Here is a 21,217-nt window from a genome sequence, read left to right as displayed (position 1 = left end):
CTCGGGACCCGTCGGCGACCGGTGGGGTCAGCTGGCGGCGAGCGCCCCGTCCGACGAGAAGACCAGACCCGCACTCGCCTGGCCGCTCTTCAGCGCGCTCTTGGTCTGCGGGCCGCCGGCGTCCAGCGAGCTGAACGAGCCGGCCTTGAAGTCGTAGACCTCGACCAGGCCGGCCTGGCACTTCGGCCGCTGCGGGCACTCCGGCGGGCCGGCCAGCACGGTGGCCTGGCCGGAGCACTTGCTCGCCAGCTCGGAGAGCGTGGCCACCTTGTACTTGTCGGCGAAGGCCTTGGTGACGGCGAAGGCGTTCTGGTCCTGCGCGGCGGACGGCTTGCCGAAGGTGATTCCAGCCTTGTCGCCCTCCGCCTTCAGCGCGCTGACCGTCTTGTCCAGGTCGGGCGCGGAAACCGGCGGGGCGTCCTTGCCGTTGGCCTTGGTGTTGAGGAACTCCGCCATCGTCGCCGCGTACTCCGGGACGACCTGGATCTCGCCCTTGGCCAGGGCGGGCTCGTAGAGCTCCCGGTTGCCGATCGTCTGCACCTTGACCTGGTAACCGGCCGCGGTGAGCGCGATCTTGTAGAGCTCGGCGATGGTCTGGCTCTCGCTGAAGTTGCCCGCGCCGACCGTGACCTGGCCGCCCGGACCCTGCTGGATGCCCTCGGTCAGGTCGTTGGAGTCGGCGAACTCCTTCGCCGCGACCTGCGGGGTCTTGCGCTCGACGTCGACGGACTTGTTCAGCTCGATCAGCTTCGGCGTGTCCAGCTTCTCGGAGACCTTGTCCAACGCGGCGACGAGCTGCGGGCTGGCCGCCTTCGCGTTGATCGCCGGGAGGACGTTGTCGCTGTTCTGGAGCTTCTTGTCGTCGGTGAGGACGACCAACTGGTCACCCTTGACCGGGGCGCAACCGGCCCCGGAGGCGCCCTTGTCGGGCGCTTCGGTGCCGGACGAACCGCCCTTGCCGCACCCGGTGAGGAGCCCGGCCGCAGCCAGGGCGCCGACCGCCCCGATGGCCAGCCTTGTACGTGCGCGCATCAAAGCCCGCCTTCCGTGTCCCGGCGCGGCCCCCTCGGGCCGGCCGCGTGTCCGACGGGCGATCGGTCAACTGAACGCCCGCAACTTCCACCCAACATATTCCCCGGAGGCACCGACAACATGTGGCGACCTTCGTCACCGGATCGTCACCGTCGCGTCCGGCGCGGGCCCTCTAGCGTACCGGCGGGTCAGTCGCCACCGGCGACGGCGGCCGCCGCCCGACGGTCCGCCCCGGGGCGGGCGCGGCGCAGCGGTCGGGGGGTGACCACCCGCTCGACCAGCGCGAGGAGCAGCTCGACCAGCACGGCGAGCCCGGCCACCAGCACGCCCCCGGCGACGATCTGGCCACCACCGGCCGCGATGTCGAGCCCGAAGCCGGCCCGGATGATCTGGCCCAGCCCGCCGCCGTTGACGAAGGAGGCCAGCGCCGCGGTGGCGACCACCTGCACGGCGGCGGTACGGAAACCGGCGGCCAGGTACGGCACGGCGAGCGGCAGCTCCACCCGGCGCAGCAACTGCCCGCCGGAGAGTCCCATCCCGCGCGCCGCGTCCCGGGCCTCCGGGTCGGCCTGCCGCACCCCGGTGTACGCGTTCGCCAGCAGCGGTGGCACCGCGAACACGGCCAGCGCGACCACCACCGACGGCCGGCCGAAGCCGAGGAAGGTCAGCGGCAGGATGGTCAGCAGGGCCAGGGTCGGGATCGCCAGGGTGACGTTGGAGATCAACAGCACCCCGCCGCCGCCCCGGCCGGTGTGCCCGAGCCAGAGCCCGATCGGCCAGGCCACCAGGCAGCCCAGCAGCACCGCCGCGGCGGACATGCTGAGGTGCTCGCCGAGCCGGTCCAGGACGCCGCCCGGGTTCGTCCAGTTCAGCGGGTCGTTCAGCCAGCGCACGGCCTGTTCGATCGCGTTCATGAGACGCGCCGCCGCAGCCACGGGGTGAGCAGCCGGCCCACCCCGGCCAGGACCAGGTCCAGCACCAGCGCGAGCAGGACGCAGAGAAGCGTGCCGGTCATGATCTGGGCCTTGTAGAAGTTGTTCTGGAAGCCGGCGAAGATCAGTTGCCCCAGCCCTCCGCGACCGACGACCACCCCGACTGTGACCAGCGCCACCGTCGAGACGGTGGCCAGCCGCAGCCCGGTGAGGATGCCGGGCAGGGCCAGCGGCAGCTCGATCCGGAGCAGCCGGCCCCAGCGGCCGTACCCCATCCCCTCGGCGGCCTCGCGGACCTCGGGGGGCACCTGGTTCAGCCCGGCCACCGCGTTGCGGACGATCACCAGCAGGGCGTAGAGCACCACCACGCTGAGCACGGTCACCACGCCGATGCCCAGATAGGGCGCGAGGAAGGCGAACAGCGCCAGCGAGGGGATCGTGTAGAGCACGCCGGTGAGGGCCAGGATCGGCCCGGCGAGGGACCGGAACCAGTACGCCGCCACCGCCAGCGGCAGCGCCACCGCCGCGGCGATCAGCACCGCTCGGGCGGTCAGCGAGGCGTGCTCGCGCAGCGCGGCGAGGATCGTGTCAGAGTTGTCCCGCACGTACGGCCAGGAGAACCACGGGTTCTCCGGCTCGGCCCGGTAACTCAGGTGGAGGGACACAGGTGGACGTTACCCCGGGGACCACCGGCGACGCCGGACACGGCGCTGCCTCCATCACGCTGGAGGGGATCCGCAAGCGCTATCCGGACGGGACCGAGGCGGTTCGGGAGCTGAGCCTGGAGGTGAAGGCCGGCGAGCTGGCGGTGCTGATCGGTCCGTCGGGCTGCGGCAAGTCCACCGTGCTCCGGATGATCAACCGGCTGATCGAGCCGACCGGCGGCCGGATCCTGCTCGGCGACGACGACGTCACCCGGGTCGACCCGGTCAAGCTGCGCCGCCGCATCGGGTACGTCATCCAGAACGTCGGTCTCTTTCCACACCAGACCGTCAGCGCGAACGTGGCGACCGTGCCCGGCCTGCTCGGCTGGCCGCGGGAGCGGACCCGCCGGCGGGTCGACGAGCTGCTGGAACTGGTCGGCCTCGACCCGGCCCAGTTCGGCCGCCGCTACCCGCACGAGCTCTCCGGCGGTCAGCGGCAGCGCGTCGGGGTGGCGCGGGCCCTCGCGGCCGACCCGGTGGTGCTGCTGATGGACGAGCCCTTCTCCGCCGTCGACCCGATCGTCCGGACCCGGCTGCAGGAGGAGTTCCTCCGGCTCCAGGCCGAGGTCCGCAAGACCATCGTGCTGGTCACCCACGACCTGGACGAGGCGGTCCGGCTGGGCGACCGGATCGCGGTGCTCTCCCAGGGCGGGCGGCTGGAGCAGTACGACACCCCGGCCGCCATCCTCGGCTCGCCCGCCTCGCCGTTCGTCCGCGAGTTCGTCGGCGCCGACCGGGGCATCCGCCGGCTGGCGGTCACCCCGATCACCCGGGAGGTACTCGATCCGCTCCCGGCGGGGGGCGGGGCGGAGCTGCCCGCGGTGCCGCTGGGCGGGTCGGCGTACGACGCGTTGGGCGTGCTGCTCACCTCGGCCGCCGAGCACGCCGTGGTGACCGAGGACGAGCGCCCGGTCGGGCTGCTCAGCCGGCAGCGGGTACTGGGCCTGGGGGCCGTGGCGGACTGACCCCCCAGGCCGCACCGGCAGGCGGCCGGCGACGGGTGCCAGGCGACCTCAGGCGCGGGCGGCGTTTGGCGCGGGCGGCGGTCAGGCGCGGCCGCCGAGGCTGGCGGTGCCGACGATCCAGCCGGCGAAGAGGCCGTACGTGGCACCGGTGCTCGCCGCCTGGAAGGCCGCGAGCAGCGAGCCGTCCGGCCCGAGCAACGCGGCGAGCAGCCCGGTGAAGCCGCCGGCCAGGGCGTACGCCGCCCAGCCGGAGAAGAACTGGCTGACCGAGCCCTGCACCCGGGCCACCTGCGAGGCGGGCAGCAGGTAGAGGAGGACCGCGGCCAGGATCACCATCAGCACGGCCCGCAGGTCGGTGGCGAACACCCCCTGCGCCGGGTCGTCGGAGTGCAGCCGCCAGGCCGGCCAGGCCAGCAGCCGCAGGAACCAGCCGCCCGCGCCGTCCGGGTCCGTGTGGCCCTGGACCCATCCCACGTACGCGGGACTGCCGCCGACCCCGACCAGGAGCAGCACGGCCAGGGTGCCGGTGCCCGCGGCGGTGCCGTACCCGCTGACGGTCCGGGGGCGGTTGGTGAGGGCCATGGTGCGGTCAGTTCCCGGCTTGCGCAGCCGGGCAGACCTGCGCGTACGCGCGACCGCCGTGGGTCGGCGGACAGCCATCGGAGGAGTCAGTGCTTCAGCAGGTAGTCGATGAAGGCTGCCCGCAGCAACGGCTCGGACTCCTCGTAACCGTGGCCGGTCAGCTCCCGCCAGAGGGCGTTGGCCTCGTCGATGATCGGCCCGACCGAGTTGGGCGCGCCGTCCAGCGCTGCGGCCTCGTCCGCATTCGGCAGGTGCCGCAGCACCGACCAGAAGAAGGCCACGTCGCGGCGCTCCCGGGCCAGGGCGAACGCCCGCTCGCGCAGCTCCTCCGTGGAGAGCTGGTCGAGCTGGTCGAAGGTACGGCCGCCGGTGGCAGGAGATTCGGTCATGCCGCCGAGCCTAACCGGCGAGATCAGGCTCGGCGCACCGGACGCGGCCCGGTCAGCGGTCGTCGGCGTCCCAGCGCTGCGGGCCGCTCTCCCAGCGGGGCGCCTCCCACGGGTCGACCGTGGTCTCGGCGGCCTGCACGGGCAGCACCGACGGCCAGGTGTCGACCGGGCCGGGCCGGGACAGCGCCCAGCCCGTGCTGATCGTGCCGTCCCCCGCCGGTACCTGCTCGAACGCCTGGCCGGTGACCGAGCGCGGTCGACCGAGCGCCTCGACCAGCCGGGTGACCAGCAGCCCGCCGGCGAGGGTGACCCCGCCGACGGCCCACCGGCTGACCGTCCAGCCGCGGGCCTGCGCCCAGGCGAGGAAGACCACGACCAGGCTGACCGCGAAGAGGGTGCCGAGGATGCCGCCACGCCGGCCGTACGCGCTGGTGCCGGCGAGCATCGCCGTGCCGACGGCGAGGATCGACCAGTCCAGCCCGGAGGTGGGCGCCACCGGGCCGGTCCCGTTGGCCGCGATCAGCACCCCGGCGAGCATGGCCAGCACGGTGGAGCCGACCAGCGCCAGGGCGGTGATCAGCGCGGCGACGGTGCCCCGCCGCCGGGCCGGGTCGCCGACCGGTCGGAACCGGCCGACCAGCCGCCGGATCGCCTTGACCGCGCCGAACAGACCGCCGAGGACGGCCACCGCGGCGAAGCCGGCGAAGAGGTTGACGGCGGTGCCCCGGGGGTCGTACGTGCCCTGGACCACGATCGGGCCGGTGCGCCGCTCGATGTACACGATCACCCCGGCCGCGCCTGCCAGGCTGGCCGCCCAGCCGGGCACGTGCAGCACCACCACCGCCAGGGCCAGGACCGCGCCGCCCAGGGCGGCCACCGCCACCGCCGGGAGGAGCGCCTCCCGCAGACCCTGGTCGCCCTGCTCGGCGAAGTGCAGCGCGGCGGCCACCGCGACCGGGCCGACCGCCAGGTTCACCGCGGCGGCGCGCAGGCTCAGGCCGGCGGCGAGGGCCAACAGGCCGAGCGCGACCACGTCGACGAGCAACGACTTCAGGCCGTCGCCGCGCAGCGCGCCCGCGTTCCTATGCCAGAGCAGGTACGTCAGCCCGGCCAGCCCGGCCACCAGCAGGAACTCCCAGACCACGTGGACGGCGATCCGGTCCCGACCGGGCTCGCCGTCCACGGGGTCGTCGAAGACGTGCTCCAGCACGGCGGCGGGCACGCCCGACGACGGCTCCGCCGGCGCATCCCGGCCCGTTTCGTCGTACACCATCAACCGCGCCTCCCACATCGCCGGCCGACCGGTCCGACGCGCGGACGGACCGGCGGCGGCCGTTGCTACCGGTCGCCAGGGACGGTACCTGCGGGCCGGGGTGGGGGGAAGCCCCTGATCAACGCTGGCCGGGGCGGCTCTCCCGGTCGCCGGGCTCGCGGTCCTCGTCGTCCTCCTGCTCCGGCACCCGGCAGGCCCGCTCCAGCCAGAGCGCGGCGGCGACCAGGGCGAGCGACGCGAGCAGCCCGCCGCCCGCGGCGGGTCGGTCACTGACGGCGGCGTTGGTCCGCTCGACGAAGAGCCACCCGGTCAGCCCCGCGTAGAAGCCGGCGAAGATGGCCGCGGCCAGCGCGGAGGCCTTGGCCAGCACCACGAACCGGGCGACCAGCAGCGGGTTGACCGGCTCCCGGCCGGGCCTGCGCTCGATCCGGCCGCGGGTGTTGACCGCGGCGTACGCCTCCAGCACGGCGAGGCCGGCCAGCGTGACCACCGGCAGCCAGGGCAGGTTCGGCGCGGAGGGGTAGTAGAAGCTGCTGATCAGCAGCCAGGCCACCGCGGCGGCGGCGAGGGCGGCCACCGCCAGCGTGGAGATCCGGGTCGGACCCATCCGGAAGCGGTCGGGGTCGCGCGGGGACTGTGCCTGGCTCATGCCGTCCGGCTCCAGTGGGTCATGTGTCCGACTCTAACGTCAGATCCGGTCGGGGACTCAGTTCCAGGGCGTCCCGGGCCAGCGGCTCGGCGTTGAGCAGGTCGGTCAGCCAGCCGTGCCCGGGCAGCCGCCCGTGCGGCTCGATGTCGATCCACGGCCGGAGCACGAAGGCCCGCAGCTGGGCGCGGGGGTGCGGCAGGGTCAGCTCCGGGTCGTCGCTGAGCACCGGCTCGCCCGCGTCGTCCCAGACCGCGATGACGTCGACGTCCAGGGTGCGCGGCCCGAACCGGCGTTCCGGGTCGCGGGTCCGCCCGGCCGCGGTCTCCGCGGCCCGGGCCCGGGCCAGCCAGTCCCGGGGGGTCGCCGCCGGGTCCGCGACCATCATCGCCGCGTTCAGGTACGCGGGCTGGTCGGTATCCCCCCACGGTGGCGTCTCGTACACGCCGGAGACCACCAGCACCGCGTCGCCGAGGGCGCCCACCGCCGAGCGCAGGTGGCCCAGCCGGTCGCCGAGGTTGCTGCCGATCGACAGCACGGCCCGGGTCACCGGGTACGCCGCATCGTGACGGCCACGTCCCGGAAGGCGTGCGGGATCGGGGCCTCGGGCTTGTGCACGGTGACCATGGCGGCGCCGACCAGCGGTTCGGCGAGGCAGACCGCGAGCAGCCGGTCGGCGAGGGTCTCGATCAGGTTGACCGGCTCTCCGGTGATCACCGCGACGAGCCGCTCGGCCAGCTCGCCGTAGTGCACCGTGTCGGTCACCTCGTCGGAGCGGGCCGCCGGGGCCAGGTCGAGTTCGAGCACCGCGTCGACCACGAACTCCTGCCCCTGGGCGCGCTCGAAGTCGTAGACGCCGTGCCGGCCGCGCGCCCGCAGCCCGGTCAGCTCGATCCGGTCGGTCATCGCGCTCCTTCTCCTCGTGCCGTACCCGCCGTCCGGCCTCCTTCGTCGCCGGGCGGCTCTCCGCCACTCCCGGCGGGCCGGACGGCCGCTCCGGCGACCAGGCGGGGGCGACCGGTGGCGGCCCAGACGGCGAGCGCGTCGGCGGTGGCGCGGACGTCGTGCACGCGTACCCCCCAGGCGCCGGCGGCGACGGCGAGCAGGCTGGTGGCGACGGTGGCCGCCTCCCGTTCCGCGGTTGGGCGGGGCGTCCCGTCCGGGCTGGCCAGCAGCCGGCCCAGGTACGACTTGCGGCTCGCCCCGAAGAGCAGCGGGAAACCGAGTTCGAGCAGCTCGGGCAGGCGGGCGCTGAGCTCCCAGTTGTGCGCGGCGGTCTTGGCGAAGCCGAGCCCGGGGTCGACGATGATCCGGTCTGCCGCCACCCCGGCGGCGAGCGCCTCGTCCACCCGCTGGGCCAGCTCGGCCCGGACGTCGGCGACCACGTCGGTGTAGCTGGCCAGGTCGCGCATCCCGCGGGAGTGTCCCCGCCAGTGCATGAGCACCCAGGGGCAGCCGGCGTCGCGGACCACCCGGGCCATGTTCCGGTCGGCGAGACCGCCGGAGACGTCGTTGACCACGTCGGCGCCGGCGGCGAGGGCCGCCTCGGCGACCCGGGCCCGGCTGGTGTCGATGCTGACCGGGATGCCGGCCGCGCTGAGCTCCCGGATCACCGGCAGCACCCGGGCCGTCTCGGTCTCCGCGTCGACCCGGTCGGCACCGGGACGGGTCGACTCTCCGCCCACGTCCACAAGGTCCGCGCCGGCCGCGCGCAGTCGCACTCCGTGTCCGACGGCGGCGTCGAGATCGGCGTACCTGCCGCCGTCTGAGAAGGAGTCGGGCGTGACGTTGAGGACGCCAATCACCACCGGGGCCTGCGCCCGCACCAGATCGGTCACGACTAGACCGTACCGGTCGCCAGCAGGGCCTCCGGCGGCCCGGCCCCGGACCGTCGACGACGCCCCTGACATGCCAATTGGAACAGGTGCACGATCGGTCGTCGGGGTCGTATCGGGTCGAGTCTTCGCGGCTTGTCGCAAAGGTGACCGGGCCGTACGCTTTGGAATTGCCCAGCATCGAGAGGCGAAGCCTGGAGGGAGGGCCGAAGCGGGAGAAAATCCCCCAAAGCTCGCCACCCTCCGTGGCGAGTAACGGACGCAGCGTCGCCGACGCTGCGCACATTGAGCACCAATCCCGCCAGGCTTGACTACTGCACCACCGCGGCGTCGCCGGCCGCGACATGGGGAGGTTTCCAGTGATCGCCATCGAGCTCATGGGGACGGCGTCGTCCGCCGTCGGCCACGCGCTCCACGCCCTGGCGTCGACTCCACTCGCCGAGCCGGCGCCCAAGGGCATCGACACCGAGGGCGTCGTCACCTTCTTCGCCAGCAAGATCGCGCCGATCCTGCTCGCCGTGCTCGGCGTCATCTTCATCGGCCGCGCCAGCCGGGGCGAGATCTCGAAGGTGCTGACCAGCTCGGCCATCGCCATCGTCGGCCTGGCCTTCATCGCCGGCGCCGCCACCCTCTTCTTCGTCGGCGACTACCTGATCAACCTGATCTTCCAGTAGGCGCGGGCGACCATGCGGCTGCGCACCGACGACGACATCTACCGGGCTCGGCTCGTCTATCTCGGGCCACCCGGCTACACCCTTCCCGTGCACCTGCCGTACGCCCAGTACGGCCTGTTCATGCTGCTCGTACCCCTCTACATGTTCATCCACTGGCTGTTCACGCTGACGGTCGAGCTCTTCCCCGCCTGGGAGATCTCGCTCGCCATCGTGACCACCTCGTTCATCTTCCGGTACGTCGACCCGGACCGACCGGCGCGCATGGTCATCCGTACCGCGCTGACCGACTGGCGACGCACCCGGGAGCCGGCCGCCGAGCTGCGCGACCCGCGCCTGGTGGCGAGCCGGATCAGGATCCGGGAGGAACTGGCATGACCGGGCGTACGCCGATCGGGAAGACGAACGACGCGGGCGAGGCGGTCGCATGAATCGCTCTTCCACGCCGGGTTCCCCGGCCGGGGGGCACGCCGGTCCGCCCGGTGACCGTGCGCGATCGTTCGACTACCCGGAGGCCGAGGAACTGGACGAGGTCGCCCTCGACCCGGCCCTGGCGACCAGCCCCGGGCACGGGCGGGTCGGCGTCTTCCAGCCGCCCCGGCCCACCCCGCCGCGCGGCCCGTCGGCGGCGGGCGAGCAGACCGCGCCCCCGGTCGGCGACAGCGGCGACATCGACTCGCCGTTCCTCGACCTCTTCGGCGGCGCGCAGCCCGGCGGGCGACGCCCGACCGCGCCCCCCGCGCTCACCCGGTCCACGGCGCCACCCCCCGCCGAGCCGGACCCGGTGGTCGCGCCGCCCCGCCGCGGCGTCGGGCGGGAGGCGCTGCCGATCCCGCACCAGCACACCGCCCCCGCCGCGCCGGCCGGAACGACGCCGCCGGCCGCGCTCAGCCGCACCCGCGAGAGCGCGGCGGACGTTCCGCGCTCGGCGCCCCGCGCTTCCGAGCCGCCGGCCGAAGCCCCGGGCCTGGCGCCGACCCTCGATCCGACGTCCGGGACGACCGGCCGGAACCGGGTGCCGCACCAACCCGGCGACCGGCTGCCCGTACTGCGGACGACCGCCGAGCCCGAACTGACCGACCCGCCGGCGGAATTTTCGGTGGACCCGCAGAACCGCCGGCAGGCCGGCGGACTCGACCGCGGCGACCGCCGGGCGGACCAGGAGCGGACCGCCGCGCCGGGCGGACGGGAGGTGGCGGCGTCGGCCACCCGCGAGCTGGCCGCACCGCCCGGCCGCGAGGTCGCGCCGGCCCGGCAGCGCTCCGCCGCGGAGCGGAGCGGCAGACCCGCCAAGCCGGTCCGGGTCCGCCCCCCGAAGATCAAGTTCGGGGACCGCGACCCATCGGTCGAGCTGGCGATCACCGAGATCGCCGGTCACCTGACCTTCACCCCGAACACCGTCACCGCCTGGTACTGGCTGCCCGAGGTGCGCTGGGCGTTCCGCCCGGACGCCGAGCGGGAGGCGCTGCTCTCCGCCATCTCCGAGCAGTACGCCGGCCTGGCCGGCTTCCGGCTGCACCTGCGCCGCACCAGCCGGCCGTTCCCCGCCGACGAGTGGGCCCGCACCATCGACGCGCTCACCGCGTCCCCGCTGCCCGACGTGCCCGGCACGACCGGCTGGGCCGACCACCTGGTCGCCGCCCAGCGGCACCTGATGGCGGTCAACCACGCCGAGGGGCAGACCTACCTGGGGGTCACCTTCGCCCGCCGGTCCCTCGGCGACTCGCTCACCGAGCGGCTGCTACGCACCTTCGGCCGGGGCACCGCCGACGGCGAGCGCCGCAAGCTGGGCCGGACGGTCGAGCAGTTCGACGAGGTGCTCGGCGCGTTCGGCATGCGAGGCCGCCGGGTCACCGCGCAGGAGCTGGAATGGCTGCTCTACCGCTCCGTCGCGCTCTGCATGTCGCCCCCCGGCACCCTCTCCCCGGTGACCAACGGCCGGTGGGAGCGCGGCGACCTGCTCGCCCTGACCGAGCAGGTGGAGCGCTACCGCACCCCGTACGGCTCGACGGTCAAGCTGGTGAACCGGATGACCGGCGAGGAACGGCACGTCGCCGTCCTGGCGGTCGGCCGGATGGAGCCGCTGGAGATCCCCGAGCGGCACGAACCCTGGCTGCACTTCCACGAGCGGCTGCCCTGGCCGATGGAAATCTCCACCCGGGTGGACATCCTCGGCTCCGGTGACTCCTTCCGAAACCTCGAGCACCGGCTCCGAATGATCCGGTCCCAGCAGCTCGACTACGCCGAACACGGCATCGACGCCCCGCCCGAGCTGGAACGACTGGCCAAGCGGGCGCTGGTGATCGGCGACGAGATGACGACCGGGCTGCCGGTGGACTCGGCCCGCGCGCACGGCTGGCACCGGATCGCCGTCGGCGGCCGCACCCGGGAGGAGTGCCTGGAGCGGGCCCGCCGGCTCATCCAGCTCTACTCGCGCGAGCTGCGCATCTCGCTGCAGCACCCGAAGAACCAGGACTGGCTGGCCCGCGAGTTCATCCCCGGCGAGCCGATCGCCAACACCGGCTACGTCCGGCGGATGCCGGTCCCGCTGCTCGCCGCCGCGCTGCCGCAGGCCGCCTCCACGGTCGGCGACCGGCGGGGCGACCTGATCGGGCGTACCGCCGGCACCTGCCGCCGGCCGGTCTTCCTCGACCTGCACTTCCCGATGGAGGTGCGGGAACGCTCCGGGCTCGCCGTCTTCGTCGCCGAGCCGGGCGGTGGCAAGTCCACCCTGCTCGGCGCGCTCGGCTACCTGGCCGCCCGGCGCGGGGTGCAGGTCACCCTGCTCGACCCGTCCGGCCCGCTGGCCCGGCTCTGCGCCATGCCCGAGCTGCGGCCGTACTCCCGGGTGCTCAACCTGACCGGCTCCGAGCAGGGGACGCTGGCGCCGTACGCGCTGATCCCGACGCCGCTGCGCAGCGAGTTCGGCGCCGGCGCGGCCGGCGACCGGGAGTTCGAGATCGCCGTCTCCAACGCCCGGGCCGAGCGCCGGATGCTGGTGCAGGACATCTGCATGATGCTGGTGCCGCCGCAGGTCGCCCGCGAGGCCTCCACCGCCACCCTGTTCCGGCACGCGGTCCGCCAGGTGCCGGCAGAGGAAACCTCCACCCTGGACGACGTGGTCGCCTGCCTGCAGGGGCTCGACGACGACGCCGGCCGGGAGCTGGCCAATCTGCTGCTGGATACCGCCGAGATGCCGCTGGCCATGCTCTTCTTCGGCCGCCCGCCGGAGGGGCTGCTCGGCGCCGACGCGGCACTCACCGTGATCACGATGGCCGGCCTGCGGCTGCCCGACCTCAAGATCGAACGCGAGTACTGGTCCGCCGAGGAGGCCCTCGCCCTGCCGATGCTGCACACCGCCCACCGGCTCGCGGTCCGCCGCTGCTACGGCGGCTCGATGTCGTCGCGGAAGCTGGTCGGCCTGGACGAGGCGCACTTCATGGAGGGCTGGCGCTCCGGGCGATCATTCCTGGTCCGCCTCGCCCGGGACTCCCGCAAGTGGAACCTCGCCGCCCTGGTCGCCTCGCAGAACCCGAAGGACATCCTCGGCCTCGACGTGCAGAACCTGGTCTCCACCGTCTTCGTCGGCCGGATCGCCGAGGACACCGAGATCGCCTCCGAGGCGCTCCGGCTGCTCCGGGTGCCGGTCAACGACGGCTACGAGGCGACGCTGGCCTCGCTGTCCCAGGCGGACGCGGGCTCGGTCGCCCGGCTCGGGTTCCGCGAGTTCGTGATGCGCGACGTCGACGGCCGGGTGCAGAAGATCCGGGTCGACGTGTCGTACGTCGACGGGCTGTTGGAACACCTCGACACCACTCCCGCAGCGGTCGCCCAAGCGGCCGGGCAACTACCGACCGTCCTGGCTGATCTGGAGGCGTGACATGGCGAGGGCCAGGGCACGGATCGCGGCGCTCCTCCTCGCGCTCGGCATACTCGCCGTGGCCACCATTGCCTGGCCGGTGATCGGAGCGACACCCGCGTACGCCACCCCGCCGACGGCCCAGGCCCGGGCCGAGCTGTGCAGCACCACGGAGTGGCAGGCCGACTTCCGCGCCTGCGTCGCGAAGCTCAAGGAGGTCAGCCAGGATCAGGTCGAGTGCCGCAACGCCCCGGTCCCCGGGGCGCCGGACTCCGGTCTGGCCGGTTGGTTCGCCTCCCGCCCGGACTCCGCCAAGCTGCCCGGCCCGAAGGGCCTCTACAGCGACTACGGCTACGCCGGATACAGCTACACGACGTACGACGTCGACGGCGGCTGCGCGTCGTCGGTGCTCCATCCGGACTACCGCTTCACCACGATGGTGGCCAACGGCGAGTTCATGTTCGCCAACGCGGTGATCGGTGCCTCGAACGCGTTGCGGGAGCGGGCGTGGGATCCGCGGTCGATGTGGGGCTGGGCGGATCCGCTGGTGGAGCACGCCACCAAGGCCGTCTACCAGAAGGTGTTCAGCGTCTTCGGCATCGTCACCCTCTGCGTGGTCGGTCTCTACCTGCTCTGGCGCTCCCGTCAGTCGGACATGAGCAACGCCATGACGACAGCCGGCTGGGCGCTGCTGGTGATGGTGGCGGTCACCGCCCTGGCCGCCTGGCCGGTCAAGTCGGCGAACATCGCCGACAACACTCTGGTCACGACGCTGGGTGTGGTGCACGACGCGGTCGGCCCGGCTACCCGGGACACTCCGCCGGGCAAGTGCGACGACCCCAACCCCGAGGCTTGCAGGGATCATCGTCCCCCGGCGGTCCGGGCCAGCGACACGGCCACCGAGACGATGCTCTACCGGAACTGGCTGCGCGGGGTGCTCGGCTCGGCCGACAGCGAGACCGCGAAGAAGTACGGTCCGGCGCTCTACGACGCCAAGTCGCTCTCCTGGGAGGAGGCGGAGAAGCTCCGCCAGAACCCGGCCACCCGTGGGGCGACCATCAAGGCGAAGCAGCAGCAGTGGGCCCGGGTCGCCGAGCAGATCAAGACGGAGGATCCGGAGGCGTACGAGTACCTTCAGGGCGTCCGGGACATGGACCGGATCGGCGCCGGCTTCATCGCGGTGCTGGCCTCGCTGCTCTTCGCGATGTTCGACCTGACCGCCTCGCTGCTGGTCCTGCTCGGCTTCCTGATCTTCCGGTGGGCGGTGATCGCTGCCCCGATCCTCGGCACGGTCGGGCTGATGCGCCCGGCCAGCGCCGGCCTGCGTCGGCTGGCGAACGCGGTCGTCGCCGCGGTCTTCAACATCGCCATCTTCGGCACTGGCGCGGCCATCTACCTCTTCGCCGTCGACCTCATCATGAACACGCCCACCCTGCCCGGCTGGCTCCAGGTGGTGCTGGTCTGGCTCTGCGGGGTGGTCGGCTGGCTGCTGCTCCGTCCGTACCGGCGGATCACCCAGCTCGGCGGCAAGGACAGCAGCGAGGCGATCAGCTCGGCCGGTTCGTGGCACCGCCGGTTCTTCCGGGACGTGCGGGTGGCGGCCCGGTTGGACGTGGTCGAGCCCGGCGGCACGGTGGAGCCGGCGCTCGGCCGGCGGCGCGGCGTGCCGGTCGAGCAGGGCAGCCTGCGGCCGGAGGCCCGGCACGAGGACCCGTCGCACGCCGCCGCCGAGCGGCAGCGGCCGGACGGGCGCGAACGGACGGACGACGCGCCGGCACCGGAGCAGCCGGGCGGCGGGCGGACCACCACCGCGCCCCGCCCCCGGCGTCGCCAGCCGGCCACCTGGACCGAACCGAACGTGCCGGAGGAGGCCTCGGCGTTCGCCATCTACCGTCCGGGCTCCGCCGAGCCCGCGCCGGCCACCAAGCCGACGCCGCGGGTGCGCTCCGAGGCGCGGTGAGCACGATGCGACGGGCGCTGGAATTCCTGTTCACCCGGGTACTGCGGTCCCGGCTCGGCGTGGCGGTGGTGATCGCCGTCCTGGTCTTCGGCGTGATCGGGGCGGCACGCCTGGTCTCCGGCCCCGTCGACCCGTCCACCGGCCTCAGCAACCGGCCACGGGAGCCCATCAGCACGGTGGACCCGGCGGCCGGTGACGACGGGGTGCTGTCGAGCGCGGCGCCCGCCAAGCCGAAGACCCGGCCGGGCGAGCTGACCCCCGAGCAGGCCGCCGGCCGGTTCACCAGCGCCTGGCTGGCCGGACCGGGCAGCAGCGGGGACGAATGGCAGGCACGACTGCGCCCGATGTCGACCCCCGCGCTGACCGAGAAGCTGACGGGCGCGGACCCGGAGACCGTCCCCGCCCGGCGGGTGACAGGCCAGATCACGCTCCGTCCCCGGACGGAGTCCTTCGTGGAGGCCCTCGTCCCGCTGGACAACGGTCGTCTCCGACTGGAACTGGTGGCCCCCGACGGCCGGTGGCTGGTGGACGTCGTGGACTGGGAGCGCCAATGAGCGAGCAGTGGGGGGACGGCACTCCGCCACCCCGCCGCCGGAAGCTTCGGCTCGGCGTCGTGGCCGCCGCGGTGACGACCGCGCTCACTGTGCTCTGCTGCGTGGGCGGCGCAGCGGCCTTCTTCCTCACCGAGCTGGGCGGCGACGAGAAGGGCGACGCGTCCGTGGCCGGGCTGGCCTGCGACGCGGCCCACCGCGTCAGCATCATCGGTGACATGCCCCGCTTCGCCGAGTACGGCGAGGGGCAGCTCCGCAACGCCGCGGTCATCATCAAGGTCGGCCAGGACATGAAGGTGCCGGCCCGGGGCTGGGTCATCGCCGTGGCCACCGCGATGCAGGAGTCCACGCTGCGGAACCTCGCCAACAGTGGCGAGCCAGCCTCTCTGAAGCTGCCGAACGAGGGTGTCGGCTCCGACCACGACTCACTCGGCCTGTTTCAGCAGCGACCCGGCTGGGGCAGCGTCGCGCAACGCATGACGCCCACCTACGCCGCCGGCAAGTTCTACGAGAAGTTGGTCAAGGTCCGGAACTGGGAGCACCGGCCGCTGACCGTCGTGGCCCAGCGGGTACAGGTCAGCGCGATCCCGGACGGGTACGCCAAGCACGAGGAGCTGGCCGGCCGGATCGTCGACGCGCTGGCCGGCGGTGCCGCGCGGACGGTCCAGATCGCCGGCAAGGCGGTCTGTGACGCGGCCGGCGGCGCGCGGATCGCCGCGTCAGGCTGGACCGCGCCGATCCCAGGCCGCGCCGGCTCCGGCTTCCGCACCGCCGACCGGCCCAGTCACAACGGGGTCGACATCGCCGCGGACAAGCGGACGGAGATCCACGCGGCATCCGCCGGGCGGGTGCTGGTGGCCCGCTGCGACCCGGACCACGCCGGGCGACGGGACTGCGACCGCGACGGCTGGCCGGGCAAGGGCGGCTGCGGCTGGTTCGTGGACATCCTGCACGCCGGCGGGTACATCACCCGCTACTGCCACATGGTCGAGCGCCCGAAGGTGGTTCCCGGCCAGGCGGTGGCGGCCGGTGAGGTGATCGGCCTCTCCGGCAGCAGCGGCAACTCCTCCGGGCCGCACCTGCACTTCGAGGCGCACGTGGACGGCGACCGGTCCAGCCGTGGCGCGATCAACCCGGTGCCGTTCATGCGGGAACACGGCGCGCCGCTGGACGCCAGCACGTGAGGCCCGCCGACGGATGACCGGACCGCTGCCCGACCCCTTCGCGGACCAGCCCGACTGGGCACCGCAGCCGCCCCGACCGATCGAGATCGTCCCCGCCACCGGCCGGGTGGAGCTGCGCGGCCGACGGGTGCTGGTCGGGCTGCCCGGCCTGGGCTGGCGGGGTGACCTGCGCGCCGACGAACGGGTGGTGCAGGGCAGCCGGACCTACGTGCCCGTCATCCCCGAACACGAGTGGTACCGCGCCGAGTCCGAGCAGGTGGAGGTCTTCGCGCCGCTGGTACCGGTCGAACGTGTCTGGGTCGAGACGGTCGGCGACCGGAGGAACGCGCCCCGCGAATCCGGGATCCGGCTGGTCTCCCTCGACGCGCCGGCCCACCCGGGGCCGACCCCCGTCTTCGAGGCCGACGCGGTGGCCGGCCGACGGGTCGTGCACGTCGTCGAGTCGACCGAGCACCGCGACCTGCGGGCGGTGACCGAGACCTACTCCGGCGCCGAGGGAGACATCTGCGTCCGGGTCACCTCGGAACTGGACTGGTACCGCTGGGCCTGGCGCGGCCAGGCACCGACCACCCTGGAGGTCCCGGTCCACCTGCTCTGGATCGAGTAGCCGCCTCAGCCGACCTTACGACCCTCACAGACCCGCCAGCCGTCCTTCTCGATCACCTTGAACTGCCAGTCCTCACGACGGCTACTCCGCGTCTGGCCGTCTGCGGAGCTGGAGATGGTCAAGGTCGTGGTCACCAACTCCCCATCGCCACTCTGTGCTCTGGCGAGAGCGCCCCAACCGACCCGGACCACGACGTTGAAGTTCGCTTCGCGCCGCTCCAGTTCGTCTCGGAGACTTCGAACAGCGTCGAGGTTCCCGCCGCCCTCGCAGGCGAACTGGCTCGCCCTGGTGTCGTCGCGATCCACCAGGAAGGCGCGCAGGTAGTTGTCGACCACCACGTCGGGGGCGCTGCGGTCCGGGGCGGTGGCGCGGTCGTACAGGATGAATCCGGTGACGCCGCCGCCGACGCAGAGCAGCGCGAGCAGCCCGGCGACCACCGAGAGCACCGTACGCAGCCGGCGCCGGGGACGCTCCGGCGCCGGAGCCGGCGCGGGGGGCGCCAACTGCTCGGGCGGGGTCCGCTGCGCCGGTACGCGGGAGACCTGGGAACCGGCGGGGGGCTGCACTGATTCCACCCCCTGAGGCTATCGGCTGCGCGCCTCGTACCCAATGCCCCAGATTCACCGATCACGTCCGCCCGCCGCCCGGAGGCGGGACAATGTCCCGCCGATCGCGGTGACCCGGTCGCAAAGACCGCGCAGCGCCGGACGACATCCCGGAGCAGGGCCGTCGGCTGGGATACCGTCTCTGCTCGGGGAGCAGATGTCGGCCTCGGGAAGAGAGGTGGACGCGGTGGCCAGTCCGAAGGCGCGAGCCGGCCGGGCCGCCGCCCTGCACCGGCGGGCCGCGGCCACCGCGACCGCCGCCGCCGGCATCCTCGACGAGATCCGGCCCGCCCCGGCCGACCATCACCGGCAGTACGAGCTGGCGGAGCGGCTGCGGACGGCCGCCGCGCTCGCCGCCCCGGGTTGGGCCGGCGCGGCCCTGGAGACACTGACCGCGGAGACTCCGCCCGGCGACCACCCGCCGCCCTTCGTCCGGGTCGGCACCGCCGCGCCGCTGGACGACGCCCGGTTCCCGGCGCTGGTGCCGCTGCTCGGCAGCGGCCACCTGAGTGTCGACATCGACGCCACCGACCCTCGGGTGGCCGGGCTGCTGCGGGCCCTCCTGCTCCGGCTGCTCGCCGCCGCGCCGGCCGGCTCGCTGCTGGTCCGCGCGGTGGACGCCACCGCCGAGCCGGGCCCGGCCGGCGGCGCCTTCGCGGGGTTCGCGGCGTTGGCCGACGCGGGGCTGCTGCCGCCCCCGGCCGTGGACGTGGCGGGCCTGCGGACGGTCCTCACGGAGGCGGAGCAGTGGGTCGCCGCTGGCACGGCCCGGCAGCGCGGGCACGACCGTACGCTGCTGCTGGTGGTGGCCGCGCTCCCCGCCGGCACCGGCGCGACCGACCTCGGTCGGATCGAGGAGCTGGCCGCGCGGGGGCACCGGGCCGGCCTGCATCTGGTCGTCGCCGGCTGGTCGCCCGACACGCCACTGCCCCAGGCCACCCCCGTCGCGGTGCGCAACGCGTACGCGCTGGTCGGCGATCCGCCGGGGCGGGCGCTCAGCAGCCCGGGCACGGAGCCGGCCGGCGGCCTGAACTCCCCCGTGTTCGTGGAGGACGACCCGCCCGGTGAGCTGGTGACCGGGGTCTGCCGCCGGCTGGCCCGGCAGATCGAGGACGGTTCCCGGCTCTCCTTGACCGACCTGTTGCCCGCCGGGGAGCTGTGGGAGTCCGGTTCCGCCGACGGTCTCTCGACCGTGGTGGGCGACGCCGCCGGGCGGCCGGTCAGCCTCGGTTTCACCGAGCTGACCCCGCACTGGCTGGTCAGCGGCCGGTCCGGCGCCGGGCGGTCGGCGTTCCTGACCAACGCGCTGTTCGGGCTGGCCGCCCGGTACGGCCCGGACGAGCTGGTGCTCTACCTGGCCGACCTCGGCGACGGCGAGTCCTTCGTGGAGTTCCTGCAGACGGAGCGGGACCGCTCCTGGGTGCCGCAGGTCCGGGCCGCCGGGATGGCCGCCGACCGGGAGTACGTGGCGGACCTCATCGGCCAGCTCGAGGCGGAGCTGCACCGCCGGGAGGAGGCCGGCCAGCGGGCCGACGGGCAGCGCTACGCGGAGCTGCGCGAGCATCAGACGCTGCCCCGGGTCGTCTGCGTCGTCGACAACTTCCCCCTGCTGCTGCGGGAGCGGGACCGGCTCGCCAGGGACCTTCTGGCCCGGCTGGACGTGCTGGCCCGCGCCGCCCGGGCGTACGGCATCCATCTGGTTTTGGCCGGCGAGGGCGACCTCGGCATCGGTGGCCCGCGCGATCCGCTGCTGGGCCAGTTCCCGGTGCGGGTCGCGCTGCCCGGCGGGTCGGCGGTGCTGGAACCGACGAACGACGCCGCGGCCGGGCTGCCGGTGGGCAGTGCGGTGGTGAACACCGCCGGCGGCCTGGGCGGGCCGCGCGGCGCCACCCGGGGGCACGAGCGGATGGTCCGCTTTCCCGATCCGCACGAGGATCCGGGCACCCTCGCCGAGCTGCGGCACCGGCTCTGGACGGCCCGGCCGGAGGGGTCCGGCCCGCCGGTGGTCTTCGCCGGGTACGCGCGCCCGCTGCTGGGCAACGACCCACGGCACCGGGCCGCGCGGGCCGGCCGGGCGCACACGCCGGCGGCGCTGCTCGGCCGGGCGGTGGACGTCCACCGCTCCACGGTCGCGGTGCCGCTCGGACCAGCGGCCGGGCGGAACCTCGCCGTGCTGGGCCGCGACGAGGAGGCGGGCCGGCTGCTGGTCACCGCCGCGCGGAGCACGGCGGCGCACCGCGCGTCCGCCCGGTTCGTGCTGGCCCCGCTGGCGAACGGGTCGGCGGAGCCGGCCGCGGAACTGGCCGCCGAGCTGGCCGAGCGGCACCGGGTGGAGACCGTCGACGTGGCCGGGCTGCGCGCCGCGATGGACGCGGGCGAGCCGAGTTACCTGGTGGTGTTCGGGTTGGACGTGCCGGACGCGGCGGAGCTGCCGGGCGAGCGGCTGCGGTCGCTGCTGCTGGAGGGCCCGCCGGCCGGGCTGCACCTGCTCGGCTGGTGGCGTTCGGTGGGGCCGCTGGCCGGGCTGCTCGGCCCGGAGGGCGAGATCGACAAGTTGACCGCCGTGGTGGTCACGGACGTGCCGGGGGCCCGGTTGGAGTCGCTCTTCGACCGGCCGGTGCTGTGGCGTCCGCGCCCGGGCCGGGCGGTGCTCTGGGACGGCCCGGGCGAGCTGGGGACGGTGCTGGTGCCGTTCGGGGAGGAGTCGGCGACGTGAGCGAGACCGGAGCCGCCGTGCCCGCCCCCCGACCGGGCCGCCCGGCGGTCGACATCCCGGATCCGGCCGCGGCGGCCTGGGCGGACTACGTCGCCGCCGCCCGTCAGCTGGACGGGGTGCGCCGGGCCGCGACGACCGCCGCGGGCGAGCAGGCACGCTCGGTGCAGGCCGCCCGGGAGGAGCTGAGCGTCGTCCGGGCCCGCCTGGCCCCGCAGCAGGCGCAACTGCGTGAGCTCGGGGTGCCGGCGATCTCGTTGCAGCCGACCCCGCCGGAGCTGACCGAGGCGGCCCGGTCGATGGCGGCCGGCCCGGCGGCGGTGCTGACCTCGCTGCAGGCCGCCCGCCGGTGGGCCGACGCGGCGGACGACACGCTGGCCGCCCGGGGCCTGCCCCGGCTGGCGCGCTGGCCGTCCCGGCCCCGCAACCTGCTGGTGTACGGACCGCTGGCGCTGGTGGTCCCGCTGATCCAGCTGCTGGTCCTGCTGAGCACCGGCACCGGGCCGGCGAGCATCGTGGCGCTGGTGGTGGGGCTGCCGATGCCGGCGGTGGCCTTCATGGCAGGCTGGCTGGCGGTCGGCCGATTGTTCCGGCCCCGGCCGGCGGACCGGGTGGACCGGACACCCCGGTTCGGGGCGTTGGTCTGCCTGGTCCCGGCGGTGGCGACCACCGCCGGGATCGTCCTGGCGATGCTGGCCGGCTGACGCCC

At 74.3% G+C, this 21,217-nt stretch carries 20 protein-coding genes and 1 pseudogene; 10 read left to right on the top strand and 11 right to left on the bottom strand.

What is annotated here, in order from left to right:
* Positions 1-27: 27 nt before the first annotated feature.
* The 3 genes from SLP03_RS17170 to SLP03_RS17160 form a co-directional block, all read right to left on the bottom strand.
* Entirely contained in the window at positions 28-1,032 is a 1,005-nt protein-coding gene (locus tag SLP03_RS17170) for a glycine betaine ABC transporter substrate-binding protein (protein ID WP_319461604.1), read from the bottom strand.
* A 188-nt stretch (positions 1,033-1,220) separates the two neighbouring features.
* Positions 1,221-1,946, bottom strand: coding sequence for an ABC transporter permease (locus SLP03_RS17165; protein ID WP_319461603.1), 726 nt, complete (start codon positions 1,944-1,946; stop codon positions 1,221-1,223).
* Positions 1,943-2,629 carry an ABC transporter permease gene (locus SLP03_RS17160; protein WP_319461602.1) on the bottom strand — a complete coding sequence of 229 codons (687 nt, stop codon included), beginning with the start codon at positions 2,627-2,629 and terminating at the stop codon, positions 1,943-1,945. The genes SLP03_RS17165 and SLP03_RS17160 overlap by 4 nt, the downstream gene beginning before the upstream one ends.
* Before the next feature lie 2 nt (positions 2,630-2,631).
* On the opposite strand from SLP03_RS17160, the gene SLP03_RS17155 reads away from it, so the two are divergent.
* On the top strand, positions 2,632-3,633 hold the full coding sequence (locus SLP03_RS17155) for an ABC transporter ATP-binding protein (protein WP_319461601.1): 1,002 nt from the start codon (positions 2,632-2,634) through the stop codon (positions 3,631-3,633).
* An 81-nt stretch (positions 3,634-3,714) separates the two neighbouring features.
* Here the strand turns inward: SLP03_RS17155 and SLP03_RS17150 are convergent, their stop codons facing one another.
* The 7 genes from SLP03_RS17150 to folP all read right to left on the bottom strand — a co-directional run bounded on the left by SLP03_RS17150 (position 3,715) and on the right by folP (position 8,361).
* A complete protein-coding gene (locus SLP03_RS17150) occupies positions 3,715-4,215 on the bottom strand; it encodes a hypothetical protein (protein ID WP_319461600.1) in 501 nt (166 codons plus the stop codon).
* A gap of 86 nt (positions 4,216-4,301) precedes the next feature.
* Complete coding sequence (locus tag SLP03_RS17145; RefSeq protein WP_319461599.1) at positions 4,302-4,604, bottom strand: hypothetical protein; 303 nt, start codon at positions 4,602-4,604, stop codon at positions 4,302-4,304.
* Positions 4,605-4,656: 52 nt separating this feature from the next.
* Positions 4,657-5,877, bottom strand: coding sequence for an ABC transporter permease (locus tag SLP03_RS17140; RefSeq protein WP_319461598.1), 1,221 nt, complete (start codon positions 5,875-5,877; stop codon positions 4,657-4,659).
* 118 nt (positions 5,878-5,995) lie between these two features.
* Positions 5,996-6,484, bottom strand: coding sequence for a DUF3180 domain-containing protein (locus SLP03_RS17135; RefSeq protein ID WP_413644540.1), 489 nt, complete (start codon positions 6,482-6,484; stop codon positions 5,996-5,998).
* A gap of 61 nt (positions 6,485-6,545) precedes the next feature.
* The gene (gene folK / locus SLP03_RS17130) at positions 6,546-7,073 is read right to left on the bottom strand and encodes a 2-amino-4-hydroxy-6-hydroxymethyldihydropteridine diphosphokinase (RefSeq protein WP_319461596.1); all 528 of its coding nucleotides are present in this window, start codon (positions 7,071-7,073) and stop codon (positions 6,546-6,548) included.
* The gene (gene folB, locus SLP03_RS17125) at positions 7,070-7,429 is read right to left on the bottom strand and encodes a dihydroneopterin aldolase (RefSeq protein WP_319461595.1); all 360 of its coding nucleotides are present in this window, start codon (positions 7,427-7,429) and stop codon (positions 7,070-7,072) included. Before folB ends, folK begins: the two co-directional genes overlap by 4 nt.
* A complete protein-coding gene (gene folP / locus SLP03_RS17120) occupies positions 7,426-8,361 on the bottom strand; it encodes a dihydropteroate synthase (RefSeq protein WP_319461594.1) in 936 nt (311 codons plus the stop codon). The genes folB and folP overlap by 4 nt, the downstream gene beginning before the upstream one ends.
* Positions 8,362-8,717: 356 nt before the next feature.
* Here folP and SLP03_RS17115 point away from each other — a divergent pair, with 356 nt between their 5' ends.
* The 7 genes and pseudogenes from SLP03_RS17115 to SLP03_RS17085 all read left to right on the top strand — a co-directional run bounded on the left by SLP03_RS17115 (position 8,718) and on the right by SLP03_RS17085 (position 17,190).
* Positions 8,718-9,032, top strand: a complete 315-nt coding sequence (locus SLP03_RS17115; protein ID WP_319461593.1) for a hypothetical protein — start codon at positions 8,718-8,720, stop codon at positions 9,030-9,032.
* Between the two features lie 12 nt (positions 9,033-9,044).
* Positions 9,045-9,407, top strand: coding sequence for a hypothetical protein (locus SLP03_RS17110; protein WP_319461592.1), 363 nt, complete (start codon positions 9,045-9,047; stop codon positions 9,405-9,407).
* Positions 9,408-9,456: 49 nt separating this feature from the next.
* Positions 9,457-12,909, top strand: a pseudogene (locus SLP03_RS17105) (ATP-binding protein).
* 1 nt (position 12,910) lies between these two features.
* Positions 12,911-14,848 carry an MFS transporter gene (locus SLP03_RS17100; protein ID WP_319461590.1) on the top strand — a complete coding sequence of 646 codons (1,938 nt, stop codon included), beginning with the start codon at positions 12,911-12,913 and terminating at the stop codon, positions 14,846-14,848.
* Positions 14,845-15,402, top strand: coding sequence for a hypothetical protein (locus SLP03_RS17095; protein WP_319461589.1), 558 nt, complete (start codon positions 14,845-14,847; stop codon positions 15,400-15,402). The genes SLP03_RS17100 and SLP03_RS17095 overlap by 4 nt, the downstream gene beginning before the upstream one ends.
* Entirely contained in the window at positions 15,399-16,583 is a 1,185-nt protein-coding gene (locus tag SLP03_RS17090; protein WP_319461588.1) for a peptidoglycan DD-metalloendopeptidase family protein, read from the top strand. The genes SLP03_RS17095 and SLP03_RS17090 overlap by 4 nt, the downstream gene beginning before the upstream one ends.
* Positions 16,584-16,596: 13 nt before the next feature.
* Positions 16,597-17,190 carry a hypothetical protein gene (locus tag SLP03_RS17085; RefSeq protein WP_319461587.1) on the top strand — a complete coding sequence of 198 codons (594 nt, stop codon included), beginning with the start codon at positions 16,597-16,599 and terminating at the stop codon, positions 17,188-17,190.
* Positions 17,191-17,195: 5 nt separating this feature from the next.
* Here SLP03_RS17085 and SLP03_RS17080 read toward each other — a convergent pair whose 3' ends face one another.
* A complete protein-coding gene (locus SLP03_RS17080) occupies positions 17,196-17,756 on the bottom strand; it encodes a hypothetical protein (protein ID WP_319461614.1) in 561 nt (186 codons plus the stop codon).
* Positions 17,757-17,973: 217 nt separating this feature from the next.
* On the opposite strand from SLP03_RS17080, the gene SLP03_RS17075 reads away from it, so the two are divergent.
* The gene (locus SLP03_RS17075) at positions 17,974-20,511 is read left to right on the top strand and encodes an FtsK/SpoIIIE domain-containing protein (protein WP_319461613.1); all 2,538 of its coding nucleotides are present in this window, start codon (positions 17,974-17,976) and stop codon (positions 20,509-20,511) included.
* Positions 20,508-21,212 carry a hypothetical protein gene (locus SLP03_RS17070; RefSeq protein WP_413644539.1) on the top strand — a complete coding sequence of 235 codons (705 nt, stop codon included), beginning with the start codon at positions 20,508-20,510 and terminating at the stop codon, positions 21,210-21,212. Before SLP03_RS17075 ends, SLP03_RS17070 begins: the two co-directional genes overlap by 4 nt.
* Positions 21,213-21,217: the final 5 nt, after the last annotated feature.

Source organism: Micromonospora sp. RTP1Z1 (assembly GCF_033804685.1).
Taxonomy (GTDB): domain Bacteria; phylum Actinomycetota; class Actinomycetes; order Mycobacteriales; family Micromonosporaceae; genus Micromonospora.
This window is presented reverse-complemented; position numbering and strand designations above follow the sequence as displayed.

Excerpts from the sequence above, each read along its gene's own strand:
- SLP03_RS17170 (WP_319461604.1), bottom strand. The coding sequence starts at position 1,032 with ATGCGCGCACGTACAAGGCTGGCCATCGGGGCGGTCGGCGCCCTGGCT.
- SLP03_RS17165 (WP_319461603.1), bottom strand. The coding sequence starts at position 1,946 with ATGAACGCGATCGAACAGGCCGTGCGCTGGCTGAACGACCCGCTGAAC.
- SLP03_RS17150 (WP_319461600.1), bottom strand. The coding sequence starts at position 4,215 with ATGGCCCTCACCAACCGCCCCCGGACCGTCAGCGGGTACGGCACCGCC.
- SLP03_RS17145 (WP_319461599.1), bottom strand. The coding sequence starts at position 4,604 with ATGACCGAATCTCCTGCCACCGGCGGCCGTACCTTCGACCAGCTCGAC.
- SLP03_RS17140 (WP_319461598.1), bottom strand. The coding sequence starts at position 5,877 with ATGGTGTACGACGAAACGGGCCGGGATGCGCCGGCGGAGCCGTCGTCG.
- SLP03_RS17135 (WP_413644540.1), bottom strand. The coding sequence starts at position 6,484 with ATGGGTCCGACCCGGATCTCCACGCTGGCGGTGGCCGCCCTCGCCGCC.
- folB (WP_319461595.1), bottom strand. The coding sequence starts at position 7,429 with ATGACCGACCGGATCGAGCTGACCGGGCTGCGGGCGCGCGGCCGGCAC.
- SLP03_RS17110 (WP_319461592.1), top strand. The coding sequence starts at position 9,045 with ATGCGGCTGCGCACCGACGACGACATCTACCGGGCTCGGCTCGTCTAT.
- SLP03_RS17100 (WP_319461590.1), top strand. The coding sequence starts at position 12,911 with ATGGCGAGGGCCAGGGCACGGATCGCGGCGCTCCTCCTCGCGCTCGGC.
- SLP03_RS17090 (WP_319461588.1), top strand. The coding sequence starts at position 15,399 with ATGAGCGAGCAGTGGGGGGACGGCACTCCGCCACCCCGCCGCCGGAAG.
- SLP03_RS17085 (WP_319461587.1), top strand. The coding sequence starts at position 16,597 with ATGACCGGACCGCTGCCCGACCCCTTCGCGGACCAGCCCGACTGGGCA.